The organism is Paenibacillus sp. W2I17, assembly GCF_030815985.1.
In the GTDB taxonomy this organism is placed as follows: domain Bacteria; phylum Bacillota; class Bacilli; order Paenibacillales; family Paenibacillaceae; genus Paenibacillus.
This window is the reverse complement of record NZ_JAUSXM010000001.1, coordinates 1847501-1866065: the sequence shown is the minus strand read 5'-3', so window position 1 is coordinate 1866065 and position 18565 is coordinate 1847501. Positions and strand designations below refer to the sequence as shown.

At 45.7% G+C, this 18565-nt stretch carries 13 protein-coding genes; 10 read left to right on the top strand and 3 right to left on the bottom strand.

All coding sequences use genetic code 11. From position 1 onward, the window contains the following. The first annotated feature begins 97 nt into the window (after positions 1–97). The 6 genes from QF041_RS07930 to infC all read left to right on the top strand — a co-directional run bounded on the left by QF041_RS07930 (position 98) and on the right by infC (position 8644). Entirely contained in the window at positions 98–2473 is a 2376-nt protein-coding gene (locus QF041_RS07930) for a putative PEP-binding protein (RefSeq protein ID WP_307413382.1), read from the top strand. 115 nt (positions 2474–2588) lie between these two features. Next, on the top strand, positions 2589–4526 hold the full coding sequence (locus QF041_RS07925) for an LTA synthase family protein (RefSeq protein WP_307413380.1): 1938 nt from the start codon (positions 2589–2591) through the stop codon (positions 4524–4526). A 235-nt stretch (positions 4527–4761) separates the two neighbouring features. Then, on the top strand, positions 4762–5769 hold the full coding sequence (locus QF041_RS07920) for an LLM class flavin-dependent oxidoreductase (protein ID WP_307413379.1): 1008 nt from the start codon (positions 4762–4764) through the stop codon (positions 5767–5769). Between the two features lie 99 nt (positions 5770–5868). Then, a complete protein-coding gene (locus tag QF041_RS07915; RefSeq protein ID WP_307413377.1) occupies positions 5869–6615 on the top strand; it encodes a metallophosphoesterase family protein in 747 nt (248 codons plus the stop codon). A 484-nt stretch (positions 6616–7099) separates the two neighbouring features. Beyond that, on the top strand, positions 7100–8032 hold the full coding sequence (locus QF041_RS07910; RefSeq protein ID WP_307413375.1) for a manganese-dependent inorganic pyrophosphatase: 933 nt from the start codon (positions 7100–7102) through the stop codon (positions 8030–8032). A gap of 120 nt (positions 8033–8152) precedes the next feature. Then, on the top strand, positions 8153–8644 hold the full coding sequence (gene infC, locus QF041_RS07905) for a translation initiation factor IF-3 (protein WP_307413373.1): 492 nt from the start codon (positions 8153–8155) through the stop codon (positions 8642–8644). A gap of 190 nt (positions 8645–8834) precedes the next feature. Here infC and QF041_RS07900 read toward each other — a convergent pair whose 3' ends face one another. Continuing rightward, complete coding sequence (locus QF041_RS07900; RefSeq protein WP_307413370.1) at positions 8835–9659, bottom strand: protein-glutamine gamma-glutamyltransferase; 825 nt, start codon at positions 9657–9659, stop codon at positions 8835–8837. A 210-nt stretch (positions 9660–9869) separates the two neighbouring features. On the opposite strand from QF041_RS07900, the gene QF041_RS07895 reads away from it, so the two are divergent. After that, entirely contained in the window at positions 9870–12617 is a 2748-nt protein-coding gene (locus tag QF041_RS07895; protein WP_307413368.1) for a PAS domain-containing hybrid sensor histidine kinase/response regulator, read from the top strand. Between the two features lie 50 nt (positions 12618–12667). Here the strand turns inward: QF041_RS07895 and QF041_RS07890 are convergent, their stop codons facing one another. Both QF041_RS07890 and QF041_RS07885 read right to left on the bottom strand, forming a co-directional pair. Continuing rightward, positions 12668–12880 (bottom strand): cation:proton antiporter regulatory subunit, encoded by a 213-nt coding sequence (locus QF041_RS07890; RefSeq protein ID WP_017688899.1) that lies wholly within the window; start codon positions 12878–12880, stop codon positions 12668–12670. 117 nt (positions 12881–12997) lie between these two features. After that, complete coding sequence (locus QF041_RS07885) at positions 12998–13753, bottom strand: DUF3153 domain-containing protein (protein WP_307413365.1); 756 nt, start codon at positions 13751–13753, stop codon at positions 12998–13000. 606 nt (positions 13754–14359) lie between these two features. Between QF041_RS07885 and QF041_RS07880 the strand changes: the two genes are divergently transcribed. From QF041_RS07880 to QF041_RS07870, 3 genes are all read left to right on the top strand, one after another. Next, complete coding sequence (locus QF041_RS07880) at positions 14360–16054, top strand: M3 family oligoendopeptidase (protein WP_076217123.1); 1695 nt, start codon at positions 14360–14362, stop codon at positions 16052–16054. 246 nt (positions 16055–16300) lie between these two features. Then, on the top strand, positions 16301–17452 hold the full coding sequence (locus tag QF041_RS07875; protein WP_307413362.1) for an iron-containing alcohol dehydrogenase: 1152 nt from the start codon (positions 16301–16303) through the stop codon (positions 17450–17452). A gap of 158 nt (positions 17453–17610) precedes the next feature. Next, complete coding sequence (locus QF041_RS07870) at positions 17611–18549, top strand: tyrosine-type recombinase/integrase (RefSeq protein ID WP_307413361.1); 939 nt, start codon at positions 17611–17613, stop codon at positions 18547–18549. Positions 18550–18565: the final 16 nt, after the last annotated feature.

Here is an 18565-nt window from a genome sequence, read left to right as displayed (position 1 = left end):
CTGAACGATTGTGACATACCATTAGAGTGAAGGCTGATCTGTAACGCAGGGTTTGAAGTCTTCAAGCATAGCCATGATGGCGGATGGGAGAGCTGTAATGACAAAACGGGTAATTCTGTTGGAAGAAGGTACGGCAGAGATGAAAGGGCTAATGGGCAGTAAAGGGGCTGATCTTGCAGAACTAATCCATGCAGGGTGGTCTGTCCCAGCCGGATTTGTGGTCACAACGGAATGCTGTCGCGAGTTCTGTACCCGTCTTGGACATCTTTCCGGTGAAGGAGAGGAAGAGATTATTAACGCGATCCGGCATCTGGAACAGCAAACCGGGAAGTTCTTCGGACATTCGGAGAATCCGCTACTACTCGCGGTACGTACGGACCAGGATCGAGCATCAGCAACTGCGACACGATCACTGCTCAATGTTGGTCTGAATGATGTTACTGTGGAAGGACTCGCACGTCAAACCGGTGACCGGTTGTATGCACTCCAATGTTATCTAGATTACTTAGAGGAATATGGACAGCTGGTATATGCAATTCCGTCTGAATTTTTCACAGAAATATCGAGTCATGTCAAGGGTCAGGATGAAGCGGAACTTGAATTATCCATTACCGAATTTAAATATTTAATTGAAGGGGAGGGGCGTAACCCTTTTCCGCAAGATGTTCAAATTCAATTCAAAGAAGCAGTACGTGCGGTATATCATTCACAGCGTATTCAAGCATCCAGATCTCAGGACGAGATCATGCGTAAATCATATTACATCTCTTCGGAGCAAAGCGCTCCTGTTCTTATACAGACGATGATGCATGGAAAATGTGGAGAATCAAGTGGGACCGGAACAATATATACGTGTAACCCACTTACAGGAGAAAAGGGAATTACAGGACGATACGTCCCAACCGGGAACGCGAGCCAAACAGATCACAGCCTGGAGCGTTTACGGAATGACGAACCTGAGCTGTACACAAGTTTGCTGGAGATAGGTAGCCAGTTGGAGACGCATAAGGGAGAAGTGCAGGAAATCACCTTTGTGATTGAATCCGGCGCGTTGTATGTTGTGCAGACCCAGTCCGCACGATTATCCTCCACAGCCACACTGAGGAGTACTGTGGATTTTGTCCATGAAGGATTCATCACCAAGGAGGATGCACTTCTTCGCATCCAACCTGCGCATATCACGGAAGTGCAGAAGCTTTACACAAATCCTAGTTCTATCAGCGAAGCGAGCAACGGAGATCTGCCCATACAGATCCAGCCAGTAACTAATGATGAATGTCCAGCTTATAACAACTCAGACTCACCTTTTTCATCAGATCTGCAACTACTGCTCGAATGGGCTGATGAAGTGAAAGAGCTGAAGGTACTGGCCAATGTAGATCATCCACAGGATGCCATGATAGCACGGCTACAAGGGGCCGAGGGAATAGGGCTATGCCGTACAGAACATATGCTGTTATCACCTGCGCGGTTACCATTTGTACAAAAAATGATCTTAGCAGACAGTGAATCCGAACGCAGGCGTGGTTTGGAGCGACTGTTGCCGATGCAACAGTCTGATTTTGAACAGATATTCGAAGCGATGGATGGATACCCGGTAACGATACGTTTGCTCGATTCGCCGTTGCATGAACTGTTACCGGATCTGGGGGTGTTGGAGAAACGACGTGAGTGGTTACAAGCAGAGGAGTGGCAGGAGCAAAAAGACCATCGGATTGAACTGGAGGAACTGGAGCGTGTAATTCGCAGAGTCAGTGAATTGCATGAACATAATCCGACATTGGGGCAACAGGCTTGTCGTCTGAGTACGGTGTTCCCGGAAATCGTTGATATGCAGCTGGAAGCGATTTTCCGTGCAGCAGTGAAAGGCATCCGTCAAGGCTGGTGGGTACGTCCCGAGATTATGATCCCACAGATCGGTCATGTGCATGAACTTCAGGTGATGAGAGATCTGGTGGATCATGTGGCTGACCAAGTGCTTGGTGAGGAGAAGCGACATTGTCTCTATAGAGTGGGGGCGATGATTGAAGCTCCGAGAGCGGCGCTGACGGCGACTCACATTGCTCGCCAGGCTGACTTTTTCTCGTTTGGCACGGATGAGCTGACAGAGATGACGTTTGGATATAGTCGCCATGAAGCTGAGAAGCAACTCCTTCTCCTTCAACGGGATACGGACTCTCGTATGGTAACGAATAACCCATTTCATGTGCTGGACATTGAGGGAGTCGGACAACTGGTGGAGATGGCTGTAGTCCAAGGTCGAATTCGTAAACCTCATCTAAAGACAGGAATCTGTGGAGAAAATGTTGTGGATCTGGAGTCGATTACGTTCTGCCACCGCATTGGTCTGGATTACGTAAGCTGTTTGCCTGAACAGATCCCTTATGCACGAATTGCTGCTGCACAAGCAGCCATCAAGGCACAGAGAGAGGGAGCAGACACGCAGAACACGGATATCTCTACAATTGCGTAACGCTCACCCTGTCCTACACGGAACTTCCATGGAATAGCAACCAGAAAACTGTTATACTGAAATATGCGTTTTGTAAAATGAACGTAAAATTTCAGGGTAAGGGTTGAAAGCGACCATGTATAATTCCAAAAATGAACGAACTTCATCACGGACCTTATTCGCCGTGTTATTCATTCTTATGCTGTTGAAGTTATCGCTGTTGCGGTATTTCTTTTTCCAGGGTCTGTCCGGCATCGGTATGTTAACTGACGCATTAGGCGCACTAACTGTGGTATGCCTGCTGGATCTGATCGTGCCCAAAGGCTGGAAGCGAGCAGTATACGGAGGATTTAATGTTCTGTTTTCTCTGGTGCTGTTCGCGGCTACGCTGTATAACGTTCATTTCAGTTCGGTACCCACCTATACCGCGCTAAGTGAGCTGGGGCAAGTTGCCCAAGTACGGGGAAGTATCGGACCACTGGTACGACCGGAGCACTTTCTGTTTTTTGCAGACATCGTACTGGCATTGCCAATATGGTTGATTATGCGCAAACGTGCTGGCGGGCGTAACCGCAGCAGTTACCGCGATAGCGGTTTGACGTTTGGCAGAATTCGCAGACGTTACTGGGGCAAGCTCGGCGTTGCGCTTACCGCTGCATTCTGCATTGTGCTGTCTGGCAGTTTTATTGTCAAAGGTGAAACGATTGATAATGAGCTGGTTCGGGCCGAGAATCTCGGTTTCCTGAACTATCAGGTATCGTCCGCCATTCTGACGAGCAAAGAAAATGAGGCCATTGCGAATGGCAACATTAACGAAACAATTGCCAAGATCAATGAGCTGGTTAGCAAGTATCCGTATCAGGATAAACCAAGTAACGGCTCAGCTGTGAAAGCCAAATATTTTGGTCAGGCCAAAGGCAGTAACCTGATTGTACTGCAACTGGAGTCCTTTCAGAATTTCCCGATTAATGCTTCATTAGACGGTCAGGAGTTAACACCGGTACTGAATGATCTGGCCAAAGAAAGCTATTATTTCTCTCATTTTTTCCAACAGATCGGACAGGGAAACACATCAGACGCGGAGTTCATGTCGAACACATCTATCTATCCAACCGGAGTTGTTCCCATGTCAGCAGGGTACAGTGACCGCGAACTGCCGAGTCTTCCCAAGTTATTGGGGAAAGAGGGATATGAGTCCGAGACGTACCACGTCAATGACGTCACCTTCTGGAACCGGAACAAGATGTATCCGGCACTCGGATTCACTCGTTACTTCGACAAGCCCAGCTTCGAGAATGACAGATTCAATGACTTTGGACCATCGGATGAAGAGTTGTACCGTGTAGGTGTGGAAAAAATGACTGCGCATCAGGCTGCGAATCAGCCGTTCTATGCTCAGTTCATTACGGCATCGAGCCACTCGCCGTTTACGGTTCCCGCTGATCGTGCACGGATCACGATTCCTGCGACCATCACGAACAAACTGCTTCACGATTATCTGCAAGCGATAAACTATACGGATTATGCCATCGGTCAACTCATTAATGAGTTGAAGGCGAACGGATTATGGGATAATACTACTCTAGTGCTCTACGGAGACCACTTTGGTCTGCCTGCTGACGAAGAGATTACACAGCAGATCCAGGCCAATCTGGGCGTTGCTTATGACGGCAAAGTAAGTCGATTCAACATCCCGTTCATGATTCATACGCCGAAACAGACCAAAGGACAAGTGATTGAGCAGCCAGGCGGTCAGTTGGATATGTTGCCAACGATTATGAATCTGATGGGAGTTTCGCTACAGGATGAGAAATTCACTGCCTTCGGACATGACCTGCTCAACATGGACCACAATGCCTTCGGTATCCGGTATTACTTGCCGACGGGTTCATTTGTCAACGATGATATTATGTTTATCCCGGGTGCGGGCTTTGACGATGGAACAGCCTATTCGCTAAAGACTTACGAGCCGGTAACGGATTTGGAACCGTATCGTTCCGATTATGAACATGTGCTTAGCCTGATGAAACTGTCTGACGAGTATGTGAAGTTGTTACCGAAACGTGCACCATAAATCAATTTCTCTGCAATAGGTCAGATCAAAAACGTCACCAGTTCAAAAGCTGGTGACGTTTTTTTGCATGTTTCTTGCACAAGTGTGGTAATAAAGAAAATAACTAAAGTTTGAAACTGTAATAATTAATGTTACAATGGAATGAGCAAGAATGAAGTGAGCAAAAGCGCGTAATATTCGCAGATCTCATATTCACAGTACTTATGAACCTAACAGACGAGAGGATTGAATATATATGAAACTGAGTGTACTCGAACATGGACATATCAATGAAGGACGAAGTGTACAGGATACGTTGCAGGAAACGGTGAAACTCGCACAACATGCGGATCAATTGGGGTACTCCCGTTTCTGGATGTCGGAGCATCACGGTAGTGGTGCGCTGTCTTTCTCCAGTCCTGAAGTTATGATTGCACATGTGGCTGCACATACGGATCGAATTCGCGTAGGTTCCGGTGGAGTTATGCTACCTCATTATAGTGCCTATAAGGTTGCAGAGAATTTCCGTCTGCTGGAAGCTTTGCATCCGGGGCGGATTGACCTTGGGATTGGCAGAGCACCAGGGGGCATGCCAATTGCCAGCAGAGCTCTGAATGAAGGCAAATCATCGAATGTACAATTCTTTCCGCAACAGATCGCGGATCTGGGCGGATACTTCCACGAGCAGTTGCCCGAGGATCATCGGTTTGCATCTCTGGTAGCCGGACCTTCGGTTCCCACGGTACCAGAAGTGTGGTTACTGGGTTCCAGCTCCGAAGGTGCAAGAATTGCTGCGGCGCAAGGGACGTCATATGCGTTTGCCCAATTCTTCGGAACACCAGGCGGCGAAGAAGCGATGAAACATTACCGCAGACATTTCAAGCCGTCCATCCTGAATGACAAACCACATTCAATGATTGCTGTCTCGGCATTCTGCGCGGAGACAGAGGAAGAAGCGGCTGAACTTGCGCGCAGCAATGAACTTTTCTTCTTACGCCTTGGACGAGGTCTTGAACAAAGTTCATTCCCATCTCTGGATACGGTGAACAACTATCCATACACAGCGATGGAGATGGAACAGATTCGTCAACGTCGTTCTTTTTCCATCGTGGGAACACCGGATCAGGTGAAAGACAAAATTACCGCAATGGCTGAACGCCATGAAGCAGACGAAGTCATTATTGCATCAGCGGTTCATTCGTTTGAAGCACGTCTGCGCTCATTCGGCTTGATTGCAGAAGCCTTTGGACTCAAGCAGGACTAATGGTGATTAAGCGGGAATAACTACTCTGAACAGACCGGAATCTTGCTCTTGCAAGGGTCCGGTTATACTCTTGCGTGATCAGGGAGAGGAGAGGTTCACATGCGCAGATGTGTCATTAGTGATATTCATGGCTGTTACGATGAATTTAATGCACTGCTTAAGCTTGCAGATTATAATCCGCAGCAGGATGAATTGATTTTACTCGGTGATTATGTGGATCGCGGTCCAAGCAGCAAACAGGTGATCGAACAGATTATGCAGCTTCAGCAACAGCACGATATTATGGTGATCAAAGGAAATCACGATGCCATGATGGTCAAGGCATTGACTCATGATGTTGAGGATTATGACCAACACTGGATTCGTAATGGCGGGTTACAGACGATAGCAAGTTATCTGGATCTTACTTTTGATGAGCAGCAGATGGACTGGAATGCTTACACTGAAGCCAAAAAGTGGATACGTACACACTATGAACACCATCTTCGTTTTCTGGAACAGCTTCCGCTGGTGTACGAAATTCCGGGTTATATTTTTGTACATGCCGGGATCAACCCGGATATCGAGGATTGGAGAAGACAGTCCGAGCGGGACTTTATTTGGATTCGTGAATCATTCTATTCCAGACCAACGACGATTAGAGAGACGGTCGTATTTGGACACACCCCCGTGAAGCATTTGCATGATGAGACAGGCATTTGGTTTGACCCGAGCGGAGACAAAATTGGCATTGATGGTGGTTGTGCCTACGGAGCGCAATTGAACCTGCTGGAGATTAGCGAGGACGGCAGTCTACAGACCTTTTTTGTACGGCAAGGGCAGAGCGCGGAAGAGCCTGAGATTTAATGTTTTCGTTGCGTATCAGAGTTTCGTATGCTAATTTATAAGGTTGTACGATGGAATAAATAGGATACATATTATATCGACTTGAGGGGAATGAACCAAGTTTGGCTATTTTCCAAAATGACTTGCCTGAGAATGATTTGCAATTAATTCGCTGTAAAGGGATTGGAATTAAGCCTTATTAGCGCTATAATCAGTAGGGTATGATTGAAATATGACATATATTTTCTATATAAGTTCAACTAAACTTTTTACACGAGAACGGAGAGGACAGAAAAAAGCTGGAGAAGCGGAGCGTTCGCCTAAAAGCTTTCTGAAAGAAAGCTGCATCGGAAGCGTATGCTTATCACCGGATTTTCCCTTTAAAAAGGGAATCAAAAAATCTGGGGATAACAGCGATCGGAAGGTTATTCTGTCATCGGAGTGGCAAGTGTAAACATTCTTTGGTTAAACTTATATAAATCAGAATTGACGGAGGGCTATGAATATGGAAAAAGCGTTAATCTTCGGTCACAAAAATCCCGATACGGATACGATCTGTTCGGCAATCGCCTATGCGGATCTCAAAACAAAATTGGGTCAGGACGTTGAAGCGGTTCGCCTCGGCGAAGTCAATGGTGAAACCCAGTTTGCACTGGATCAATTCAAAATTGCAGCACCACGTCTGATTAAAACAGCTGCAAATGAAGTAAACAAAGTTATTTTGGTTGACCACAACGAGCGTCAGCAAAGTGTAAGCGATATTGAGGAAGTGACTGTTGTTGAAGTTATCGACCATCACCGTATTGCTAACTTTGAGACAAACGGACCTCTGTATTTCCGTGCAGAGCCTGTAGGTTGTACAGCAACCATTTTGAATAAAATGTACAAAGAAAATGGCATCGAAGTGAGTGCACCGATTGCTGGCCTGATGCTGTCTGCCATTATCTCCGATTCCCTGTTGTTCAAATCCCCGACTTGCACAGAGCAGGACGTAGCTGCTGCACGTGAACTGGCTGCCATTGCTGGTGTAGATGCAGACAGCTATGGTCTGGACATGCTGAAAGCCGGCGCGGATCTGAGCCAAAAAACAATTGCTGAACTGATTTCCCTGGATGCCAAAGAATTCGTAATGGGTCAATCCAAAGTGGAAATTGCACAGGTTAATGCCGTTGACGTGAATGATGTTCTCGTGAAGCAACCTGAGCTTGAAGCAGCTATTGATGCGATCATTTCCAGCAAAGGTCTCGACCTGTTTGTATTTGTCGTAACAGACATTCTGAACAACGATTCCGTAGCTCTGGCATATGGTACATCCACTAAAGCTGTGGAGAAAGCCTACAATGTGACGCTGTCTGATAGCAGAGCGCTCTTGAAAGGCGTAGTATCACGCAAATCACAAATCGTACCGGTTCTGACGGAGGCATTCAACACGCTGTAAATCAAACCGATTGGCGTATTTGTACGCTGATATGTATTACAAATAAGTAGCAACACCATCCTAGCCTGCTCTGATCCGTAAATGGTCAGGACAGGCTTTTGATGTAGAGGAGGAAGAATCATGATCAAAAATGAAAAGATCAAAGCAGCCGAAGTGCAGCTGACCGGCCTGAATGGTGAAGATCTGGGTGTCATGTCCACGCAGGAAGCACTTCTACTTGCCAAGCAGCATAAAGTAGATCTGGTGTGCTTGTCCTTGATGACAAGTCCACCGCCATGCAAGCTGATTGGAGCTGGAGCAGCCAAAGCGGAAGCGCAGCAGGCGAAGAAAAAAGCGAGTAAATCTCCCGATAAACGTAAAGTAAAGGAAATTCGCTTGAACCTTGCGATGGAAGATCATGACCGGGAGACGAAGCAGTCTCAGGCGGAGCGCATTCTGAAGAAGGGTGATTCGGTAAAACTCGTCATCCAGGTGCATGGAGCCAAAGAAGGAGTTGCAGGCAAGGAGTGGGCTGAGCAGCTGAGCAAATCATTGGCTGATTTCGGTAGCAAAACGACAGGTGTTCAGGTAAGTGGTAAACAGGTTGTTGTGCAACTGGACCCGAATACGTAAACTGCATGGAGCGATCCTCGATGTAGCACAAAGGTAAGGCGAATGTCGATACAGTAATGATCTTTTGGATGTAAAGAAAGCCCAATGAGGTGGCAGGCTAACTGCTGCTGTATTGGGCTTGTTTGTCATCACTTGGATTAAGGTATTGTTCGCAATTTAATGCAAAAGCCGTTTCTGTTCCACCAGTAGTTCAGGTGCGTAAATAACGGCTGCCACCAAGACGTACATATAACTGCCCAGGTAATACAGGCGTAGAACCAGCGGCCATATTATTCTGGCTGTTTTTGGCGAATCGGGATAAATAAAAGAAGTCCGGATAGATCACCATATCCATTAAGTAGGCGGAGACCCGGCTACCTGGAACGCGGAACTGATTCAGGGTACGTATAATTTCTTCGCCGCGTGCAATACCAATGCCATGACCATAATACCAGTTCTCACGCAGCATGAACGTATTCTCTCCCTGCCACTCGGGGGTTTCCGGAGAAACATCCGGATTTTTGAAATACAGCACATCTCCTGGCAGGGCGGTTTCGCTACCGTTTTTTTCGGTTAATCGCAGGTCACTGTCATAATGCCAGTCAAAGAGTAACAGATTTCGAAACAGGGAATTAAAGGCGTCTTCGCGAATGCTTCCCAGCACGCCACCATACAGCACAATAACGGTAGCTGTTGCACATTCAAAGGCATATAAGTGTCCATTCCTCCAGATATCCCGGATACCTTCGGCGGGGGTCACGTTTGATCTGAGCTCGAACCCACCTTCCTCATTACGATTCCAGTAGGCAGGATTACATCTGGATTTTTCAAAGGATGCAAAACTCACACCGCTTCGATCCAACCCTTCCGCTGCATCCACGAGAGAGCCCCTCAAGTCCCACTCAAAACGAAGATGATCCATAGATTGGTACACATACCTTGTAGGACGATTCTGGAGTTGCTGTAACCAATACCATTCAAAATCAGACCATTCCGAGCGGTTCAGCTGGGCGGGTTGATTAGCAACAATGATCATGATCCATAACCTCCGTTCCTATTCGAATATTCAACATTGTATAATCGGGAGAGCACGGGTATTGTGTAGTATATGTCGATTCATGCAGCAATTTTGTCCGATCTCGTTTATCAATCATGGCATTTGGGGTAGTACTCTATAGATGAAGTTATGTTCAGGTCGATCTATTCATACGGAATACATTCAGATTCTCATAAAGGAGGACATGTAATGTCGAAATCCATTACAGAGAGCCGATCTCTGTTCGAACAATTGTATACGCACGCACCAATCGGCATTGCTGTCGCATCGCATGTAAATGGACGGTGGTTGCAGCTTAATCCTGCATTTTGCGAGATGCTTGCATACAGTGAAGATGAACTGATCGATACTTCGGTCATACATATGATCTACGAAGAAGATCTGCATATGGAGGAATTCCGCAGCAAGTTCTGGGAAATGACCCATGAAACAAGTCCGATGTACGAGACGGAGGTTCGTCTGAAACGAAAGGACGGTTCGTTATTATGGGCAACCATTAGAGCTTGTATTGTTAGGGATGAAACGAATGGTGAGCCCTTGTATTTGCTGGTACAAGCTGCTGATATTACGAAACAAAAAGATGCAGAGCAAATCCTCATCGTGCAACGTAAGCAATTGGAAGAGAGCAGTCGCATCTCTCGCCTGCTGGCGGAGTCTTCACTAGACCTGATTGCAATACATGATGCCGATTCTAGTCGTACATTTAAATATGTATCGAATGCATGTAAAAGCATGTTGGGCTATGAGCCAGAAGAAGTTATAGGTAAGCCGGGAACATTTGTTATCTATCCGGAGGATGTGCCTTTGGTTGAAGCGTACGTAGAAGAGCAGAGAAAGGGTCTGGCTCCCAAACGGCTCAATTATCGCCTGCTACATAAGGATGGATCTACGGTATGGGCAGATACGATTACGCACTATGTATATGACGATTCAGGTGAATTGATGGAGATGGTGGCCGTAACCCGGGATATCACAGCCAGCCAGCAACAACAGTTAAGCATGCAGGAGTACAGATCGTTATTTGACTGTAATCCCCTAGGTGTGGCTTCTCTTGATCTGGAAGGCAATCTGCTGAAAGCCAATATGGGTCAGGAACAGTTGACAGGACACACCAAGGAGGAGCTGCTGAGTCGGCCTTTTGATCACCTCATTGATCCTGTGGATCTGGAGAAGACTCGATATCATTTTGAGGAAACGGTGAAGGGCAATGCACAGAGCTACGAGATAGGTTTAATTCACAAAAGTGGGCAGCGGATTGAAACAAATGTGATTAATGTTCCTATTATACTTGAGGACAAAGTTGTTGGGGTCTACGGGATTACGAGTGACATTACTGAGTCCAAACGTTACGTCGAGGAAATCGAGAATCTTAGTTATGAACGGGCATTGATTTTGAATGGCATGTCTGAGGGTGTTATTGGACTGGACCTGGAAGGGAATCTGAACTTTGCCAATCCGGCCGCTGCGGAGATTATGAACTTCTGTCCAAGTGAATTGAATGGCAAACCATTAGAACAGATGATGATCCAAATGCAGAGCGAAGGCATCCCATACCCATCCAAGGATACACCGATTCTACAGGCTGTTCGTGAGGGACGAGGTCTGCCGCGTACCGAATCCGTATTCTGGAGACAGGATGGGTCCAGTTTCCTGGCGGAGTTCCAATTGAAGCCGATTATGGATCAGGGTAGAACCCGCGGAGCAGTGTTGGTTTTCCGTGATATGACATCTGTTAAGGATATCATACGTGCCAAGGAAGCAGCAGAGCATGCAGACCGGGCAAAGTCCGAGTTTCTCGCCATCATGAGTCATGAGCTTCGTACGCCATTAAACGGCATCATGGGCATGGCTCATCTGTTAATGGAAACCGAGCTGGATGATGAACAGAAAGGTTTTGCGGAAATCATGATTGATAGCGGCGAATCTCTTTTGTACATTTTGAACGAAATTTTAGATTTCAGCAAAATCGAAGCAGGCAAAATGGATCTTGAGCGAGCACCTGTAGATATTAAGGCGATGCTGGGTGGGGTGATCGAGCTGTTTGCACAGAAGGCATCAGAGAAAAATATTGAACTCTATTGTGAAGTGTCGGATCACATTCCTGAACGCATTCGAGGGGATGAGACACGGATCCGGCAGATTTTGATCAATCTGGTGGGTAATGCCGTTAAATTCACAGAGCAGGGCCGTATTGTGGTGAGCGTAGGTGCTGATTTCTCAGATGAGCATGGTCAGGATAACCTGATGTTGACCTTTAAGGTGAGAGATACAGGGATCGGCATTCCAATAGAAAAGCAGCATCAATTGTTCCAATCCTTCTCACAGCTTGATCCGGCCATCAATCGTAAGTTTGGCGGGACAGGTCTGGGGCTTGCGATCAGCAAAAAACTGGTGGAGTTAATGGGCGGAGCGATTGGCGTACAGAGTGAGATCGGTGAGGGGGCAGAATTCCAGTTCACCCTCGTAGTGGAGCGGTGGATAGAGGAGAGTAATGACCCGATTGAAATCAACACTAATGATGAACTGCAATTGGATCGAGCGAGTCTTGCCCATGACATCAAAATTCTAATTGCTGAGGATCAAGCGGTCAACAGTCATCTGTTGGAGGAGATGCTGCGCAAATTTGGCGGAGTATGTGATATCGTTGAGAATGGTGAGCAGGCCGTCGATTCATTGAACAAGGTTCAATATGACCTGGTGTTTATGGATATTCAAATGCCAGTTATGGATGGGATTGAAGCGACCTGCCACATCAGACAGAGCCACCCAGAAATACCGGTTATTGCAGCGATTACAGCTTTTGCAGGCGCCGGTGACCGTGAGGAGTGTCTGAAATGCGGGATGCAGGACTTTATCAGCAAACCGTTTCATTCCACGGAGATTAGCCGCGTACTGAATACTTGGGTTCCATATATTCGCTCTCAAAGGGTAACGTAACAGAAAAATAACCTGCGCCTTGAAATTCAAGGTACAGGTTATTCTGTCATTTACGACCAGCCTCCGATTAAACCGGAGAGAGTCACACATTCGTCATCTTCCAAATCTGCAATCAGAGTGAGTTCTTCATTGTCTTGTGGATCAACGGAGAATAATTCACGGCGTCCGTCCTCATGCACAATAATGACTAACTGATGGCCGCCCTTTGTATCAAACTGGTACTTAACTCCGATACCAGGTAGTGGGCATTCGCGGATATTCATGAAACCTGTCACCTCTTTAGCTTTGCTTAATAAAAAATTAACCGTTCACACAGTACGGATGTATTCTACTATCCATAACACCGTTTGGCAAGTCACAAATAAAATTGGTGTGAAGAATTAATTTTTTTCGCGATGTGATCTTGCACTATGGCGCTGTCTGGCCCGTCTGCGACGAACAAAAAACCAAATAAGCAGAGCAGCGATTAATAACAGGCCAATGACTGCAATTATGATGATATTCCGGATATTAGGAACCTGTACAGTCAGATCCAGTTTATTCATCTGGAGGGGTGAAACGTGCCAAATGAGCGTTTTTCCGCCATCCTCCACCTGATCGGCATTGGAATCGGCTGCCTTGATGGGCAAAGACAACTTAAAGTCAAAGTTAACGTCTTTTAACAAGAGGTTTTTAAGAAAGCTAGGCACCTTGTTAATTTGATTTTTAATTTCACCATCGGGCATGGACTCCATGAGATCGGCTTCTGCTGTAATGTGCATCTTGGAAGTGAAGAAGCCGGGTGATGTTGATTGTTCAACCTTGATCCCTTGTGGTAACTTGGACGTATCAAAGCTGGTTTTATTGCTTTTTTCATAATGGGTGGTCGCTGTGAGCTGCTTCTGATCTCCCTGTTCCGAAACCTCTGCCTGGAAGTTATTTCGATTCAATGCATCTGCGATCAGAGGCATGAGATTGTCTTGTCCAATTTTTCCAAGAGCGGAGTTCTTTACGTTGAGATTGAGATCCAGATCCGTTGATCCATCCATATTTACCGTTAGATGGGCTTCTCCATCAGCACAGGCGGTCAAAACAGATAACATAAGGGCTAATAAAACAGTAAGAAATAGCTGACGTAAGGGAATGCGAGTTGACATGTCTTTCAACCTTTCTGCGTAAAAATCCAAATTCCATTTCATAGAAGTATAGTATACACCGTAAGCATGGCGGATGAAACTTTGCACCGTGCAGTGAGGTACGTATGATTTAGTGTGATCGGGGAAATAATCCATTTATTAAAATTAAAGATTTCGTATTTTTGTCAATGTTCGGTCAATTCAAACGGCGCATCACCGTGTACACTAGTAGTAGTGTGATGAATATACGGAAGCAGGGAGGTTACATTCATGACATATATCATTATTATGGCCGTTATTATGGTCGTGGGCATGGTCGGAATGGGCTGGTTCTATCAGATTATGGATAAAGACCAAAGCTAGTATTGTTTAAATGTGAAAAGAAGAGAGACAACCTATAAGCTGGCTTCGCTAACGCGAGGCGGGCTTATTTGTGTGGGGAAAAATTTTGAGGCACTGACCTGACATAAGTACTTAATATATGTAACCATTCATGTTGCACAATTTGACCGATGGACAAATATTTTTCGTAATTATGGGATTTTTTAGCTGCTCTTTTGTATAATAGGGGGTAGTTTAACTCGGGATACTCCCGAAATTCTGCCAAACAGGAAAGGGTGTACATAAATGAAATTTAGTGAGTATACGTATACACGTCCGAATCTGGAACACATCAAGACATCTTTCCGTGAGCTGTTGAGCGGTTTTGAAGCTGCGGCAACGGTTGAAGAACAGAGTGGGTTCATGGATCAGATTAACGCGCTGCGCAGTGATTTTGAGACACAAGCCCAATTGGTCTACATCCGTCATTCCATTGATACCAATGATGAGTTTTACAAGGCGGAGAACGAATTTTTGGATGAGAATGCACCAATTGTGCAGGAATATATTACAGATTTTTACCGTGCACTGGTTAACTCCAAATTCCGCAACGAGTTGGAACAAAAATGGGGTTCACAGCTGTTCCAACTGGCGGATCTTTCACTGAAAACATTCAGTCCGGAAATTATTGAAGAACTCCAGAAGGAGAACAAACTTTCCACAGAATACAATCAATTGATCGCATCCGCCAAAATTCCGTTCGAAGGTGAAGAGCGTACGTTGCCACAGCTTCATCCATTTGAACTGTCCACGGATCGCTCCATGCGGGAGCGTGCTTCGGAAGCCAGATACACTTTCATGGCTGAACATGAGGCCGAATTCGATCGCATTTACGATGAACTGGTTAAAGTACGTACACAGATCGCGAAGAAACTGGGTTATCCAAGCTATGTGGAACTCGGCTATGATCGCATGAACCGCACGGATTACAACGCAGAGATGGTTGCTAACTTCCGGGCACAAGTTCGTGATTATATTGTACCTGTGGCGACCAAGCTCAGAGAGCGCCAGCGTAATCGGATTGATGTGGATACGCTGTATTATTACGATCAGGGCTTCAGCTTCAAGACGGGTAACCCGACACCTAAAGGTGACGCGGACTGGATTATCGATAATGGTAAAAAAATGTACGCTGAATTATCACCAGAGACAGATGCATTTTTCCAGATGATGACCGAAAACGAGCTTATGGATCTGGTAAGCAAAAAAGGTAAACAGGGCGGCGGATATTGTACGTTCCTGAACGATTACAAAGTGCCGTTTATCTTCTCCAACTTCAACGGTACGTCTGGTGATATTGATGTATTGACACATGAAGCAGGTCATGCTTTCCAGGTGTATGAAAGCCGTGATTTTGCAGTGCCTGAATACAACTGGCCGACATATGAATCAGCTGAGATTCATTCCATGAGTATGGAGTTCTTCACATGGCCATGGATGCAGTTGTTCTTCAAGGAAGATACGGACAAGTACAAGTTTGATCACCTGTCTTCCGGTCTGTTGTTCATTCCGTATGGTGTAGCTGTGGATGAATTCCAGCATTTTGTGTATGCGAACCCGGATGCAACACCAACGGAGCGTAAGCAGGCTTGGCGCAACATTGAGAAGACCTATCTGCCACACATCAATTACAAAGATAATGCGTATTTGGAGCAGGGTGGTTTCTGGCATAAGCAAGGTCACATTTTCTCATCGCCGTTCTACTACATTGACTACACGTTGGCACAAATCTGTGCATTCCAGTTCTGGAAACGCAGCAATGAGGACATGAAGTCCGCATGGGCCGACTATCTGACATTGTGCAAAGCGGGAGGAAGCCTGTCCTTCACTGGATTGGTTGAACTGGCTGGATTGAACTCACCATTCGAGGATGGCTGTGTATCCTCCGTAATTGGCGATATTGAGGCATGGCTTGACGGCGTGAACGATAAGGCGCTGTAAGCCTTCGTCAGAATGCTTTTAGTGTAAGTACCTTCGGTAAGGTATAAGTAGTGGATAAAGTTTTAAGATAGATAAATAAGACGGCTTGGAGACCTTCGGGTGTCTGGGTCGTCTTTTTCATTACGGGGAAAAATCAACCTCAAGTGTAACATTTATCGGTTTCATTGTGATTTATTTCACTATATCTGAAAACGGATTCAGTTACAATGGAGATAGTAAATCAGGGGTTACAGGAGGCTGGTTCAAATGGCAACACATGCATATTATGTTCCGCCCGTGAACTTGATGGGTAGAGGTTGTTTACAAGAAGCAGGTCAGATGATTGAACGGATGGGTATCCGCAAGGCGCTGGTTGTAAGTGATCGTCAATTGATTACTTCAGGCGTTGCAGAGCAGGTACTGTCTACACTAAGAAAATCAGGGTTAGACTATGTAGTATATGATGAGGTTCAGCCTAATCCAACATGTCAGAATGTACATGATGGACTCCAAGCGTTCCAGGATCATGGCTGTGACGCCATTATATCAATAGGCGGAGGTTCACCGCAGGATGCTGCCAAAGGCATTGGTATTGTAGCTACGAACGGTGGGCATATCCGTGAATATGAAGGATTTCATCAATCGAAACATAAGTCCGTGCCACTTGTGGCTGTTAACACAACGGCTGGCACATCGAGCGAGGTGACAATAAACTACGTGATTACAGATGAGGAAAGTAAAGTGAAGATGGTGATGGTGGACCGCAATAGTCTGGTCTCCCTGTCGGTTAATGATCCGGAGCTGATGCTCAGCAAACCTGCAAGTCTCACAGCTGCCACAGGAATGGATGCGTTGACACATGCCGTAGAAGCGATGGTTACACCGGGTGGATTTACAGTGACAAGTGCGACAGCTGCAGCAGCTGTTGAACTGATCTTTGAATATTTGCCTAGAGCCGTGAGAGACGGCAGTGATCTGGAAGCGCGGGAACATATGACGTATGCGTGTTTCCTTGGCGGAATTGCTTTTAATAATGCGGGACTGGGTTATGTCCATGCGATGGCGCATCAACTGGGTGGCGTATATGATCTGCCGCACGGTGTCTGTAACGCAATGTTACTCCCCTATGTGGAAGAGTTGAACGCCAAGCATGTACCCGGCAAATTCCGTCATATTGCTAAGGCAATTGGTATGGATGTGAAGGGTAGAAGTGATGAGGAGTGTTCCGATTACGTTATTGAGGCCATACGTCAGCTATCGAAGGAAGTAGGCATTCCTGAGAAACTGTCTGAACTGGGTGTAAAAGATCCCGATGTGGAACTGCTTGCCGATAACGCGATGAAAGATGCCTGTGCACCAGGCAATCCCTATCAACCGTCCAAGGATGAGGTGATGGAGCTGTTCCGCAAAATTATATAAGTGAGAACGTATCGAGTCGGAGGGGATCCGGCTCTTTTTTGTTTTTCAAATCTCGGATATTGTATCTATGCCTTTGGGCATCTTCACAAATGGAGTTCAATGCGTAATAATGTAGGTCGGGCCATTGGCAACATATGACATCGACATCAGGAGGCATCATGAGACTTAGTACAAGTAACCTAAACACCTATATTAAGCAATATGAGACTTATTTAAGCGTGGAGCGTAATCTATCCCTTAAATCCATTAAAGCCTATCTGTCTGATCTCAACAGACTTGTAGAATGGCTTGATACTAAACATATTCATGATGTAACCAGAGAAAATTTACGAATGTATCTGGAACAACTAAACAGTGAACACACACTTAAAGACTCGACCATTAAAAGAAAGTACATATGCTTCAAAGCATTTTTTAATTATTTGGTTCAAAGCGGTGATATAATCGAGTCCCCAATTATTGGTTTCGGAAAAAAATTCAAAACGGCAAGACGTATTCCAAAGACACTTTCTGTCAATGAGGTTGAAAAGTTATTAAATGCACCACAAGAGCACATGAAACAATTACACACGAGTTTTAGAAGAAGAATCAACCTTCGCAACGATGCTATCATTGAACTGCTCTATGTTATTGGAATTCGTATTGGAGAACTAGTGAATATTGATATGGAGCACATCGATCTCGAAGAGAAAACCGTGTTGATTTTTGGAAAAGGTCGTAAGGAGCGATTGCTCTACATTTCAAGCAGCGAAGTCATCCATAAAATTAAAACATGGTTGCATGCCCGCGGACATTTCGACCCCCAATCTGATGCTCTGTTCCTCAACAAATATGGTGATCGACTCTCCATTTACTCCATTGAGGATATTTACTCTAAATACAGGGATTTATCTAAGGTTAGCAAAAAATCAACACCGCATTATCTCAGGCACAGCTTTGCTACACATCTGCTGAATAATGGTGCAGATTTACGATCAGTTCAGGAAATTCTCGGACATACCAATGTAAGCACCACGCAAATATACACAGAAGTGTCTGTTGAACGGAAGAAGGATGTGCTTTCACGGTTTAATCCGAGAAATAATCTAAAAGTGTAGAAAAAGACCTCCAAAT

Bases quoted from the DNA above. Each gene is read 5' to 3' on its own strand.
- QF041_RS07930 (WP_307413382.1), top strand. From the start codon at position 98: ATGACAAAACGGGTAATTCTGTTGGAAGAAGGTACGGCAGAGATGAAA.
- QF041_RS07925 (WP_307413380.1), top strand. From the start codon at position 2,589: ATGTATAATTCCAAAAATGAACGAACTTCATCACGGACCTTATTCGCC.
- QF041_RS07920 (WP_307413379.1), top strand. From the start codon at position 4,762: ATGAAACTGAGTGTACTCGAACATGGACATATCAATGAAGGACGAAGT.
- QF041_RS07915 (WP_307413377.1), top strand. From the start codon at position 5,869: ATGCGCAGATGTGTCATTAGTGATATTCATGGCTGTTACGATGAATTT.
- QF041_RS07910 (WP_307413375.1), top strand. From the start codon at position 7,100: ATGGAAAAAGCGTTAATCTTCGGTCACAAAAATCCCGATACGGATACG.
- infC (WP_307413373.1), top strand. From the start codon at position 8,153: ATGATCAAAAATGAAAAGATCAAAGCAGCCGAAGTGCAGCTGACCGGC.
- QF041_RS07900 (WP_307413370.1), bottom strand. From the start codon at position 9,659: ATGATCATTGTTGCTAATCAACCCGCCCAGCTGAACCGCTCGGAATGG.
- QF041_RS07895 (WP_307413368.1), top strand. From the start codon at position 9,870: ATGTCGAAATCCATTACAGAGAGCCGATCTCTGTTCGAACAATTGTAT.
- QF041_RS07890 (WP_017688899.1), bottom strand. From the start codon at position 12,880: ATGAATATCCGCGAATGCCCACTACCTGGTATCGGAGTTAAGTACCAG.
- QF041_RS07885 (WP_307413365.1), bottom strand. From the start codon at position 13,753: ATGTCAACTCGCATTCCCTTACGTCAGCTATTTCTTACTGTTTTATTA.
- QF041_RS07880 (WP_076217123.1), top strand. From the start codon at position 14,360: ATGAAATTTAGTGAGTATACGTATACACGTCCGAATCTGGAACACATC.
- QF041_RS07875 (WP_307413362.1), top strand. From the start codon at position 16,301: ATGGCAACACATGCATATTATGTTCCGCCCGTGAACTTGATGGGTAGA.
- QF041_RS07870 (WP_307413361.1), top strand. From the start codon at position 17,611: ATGAGACTTAGTACAAGTAACCTAAACACCTATATTAAGCAATATGAG.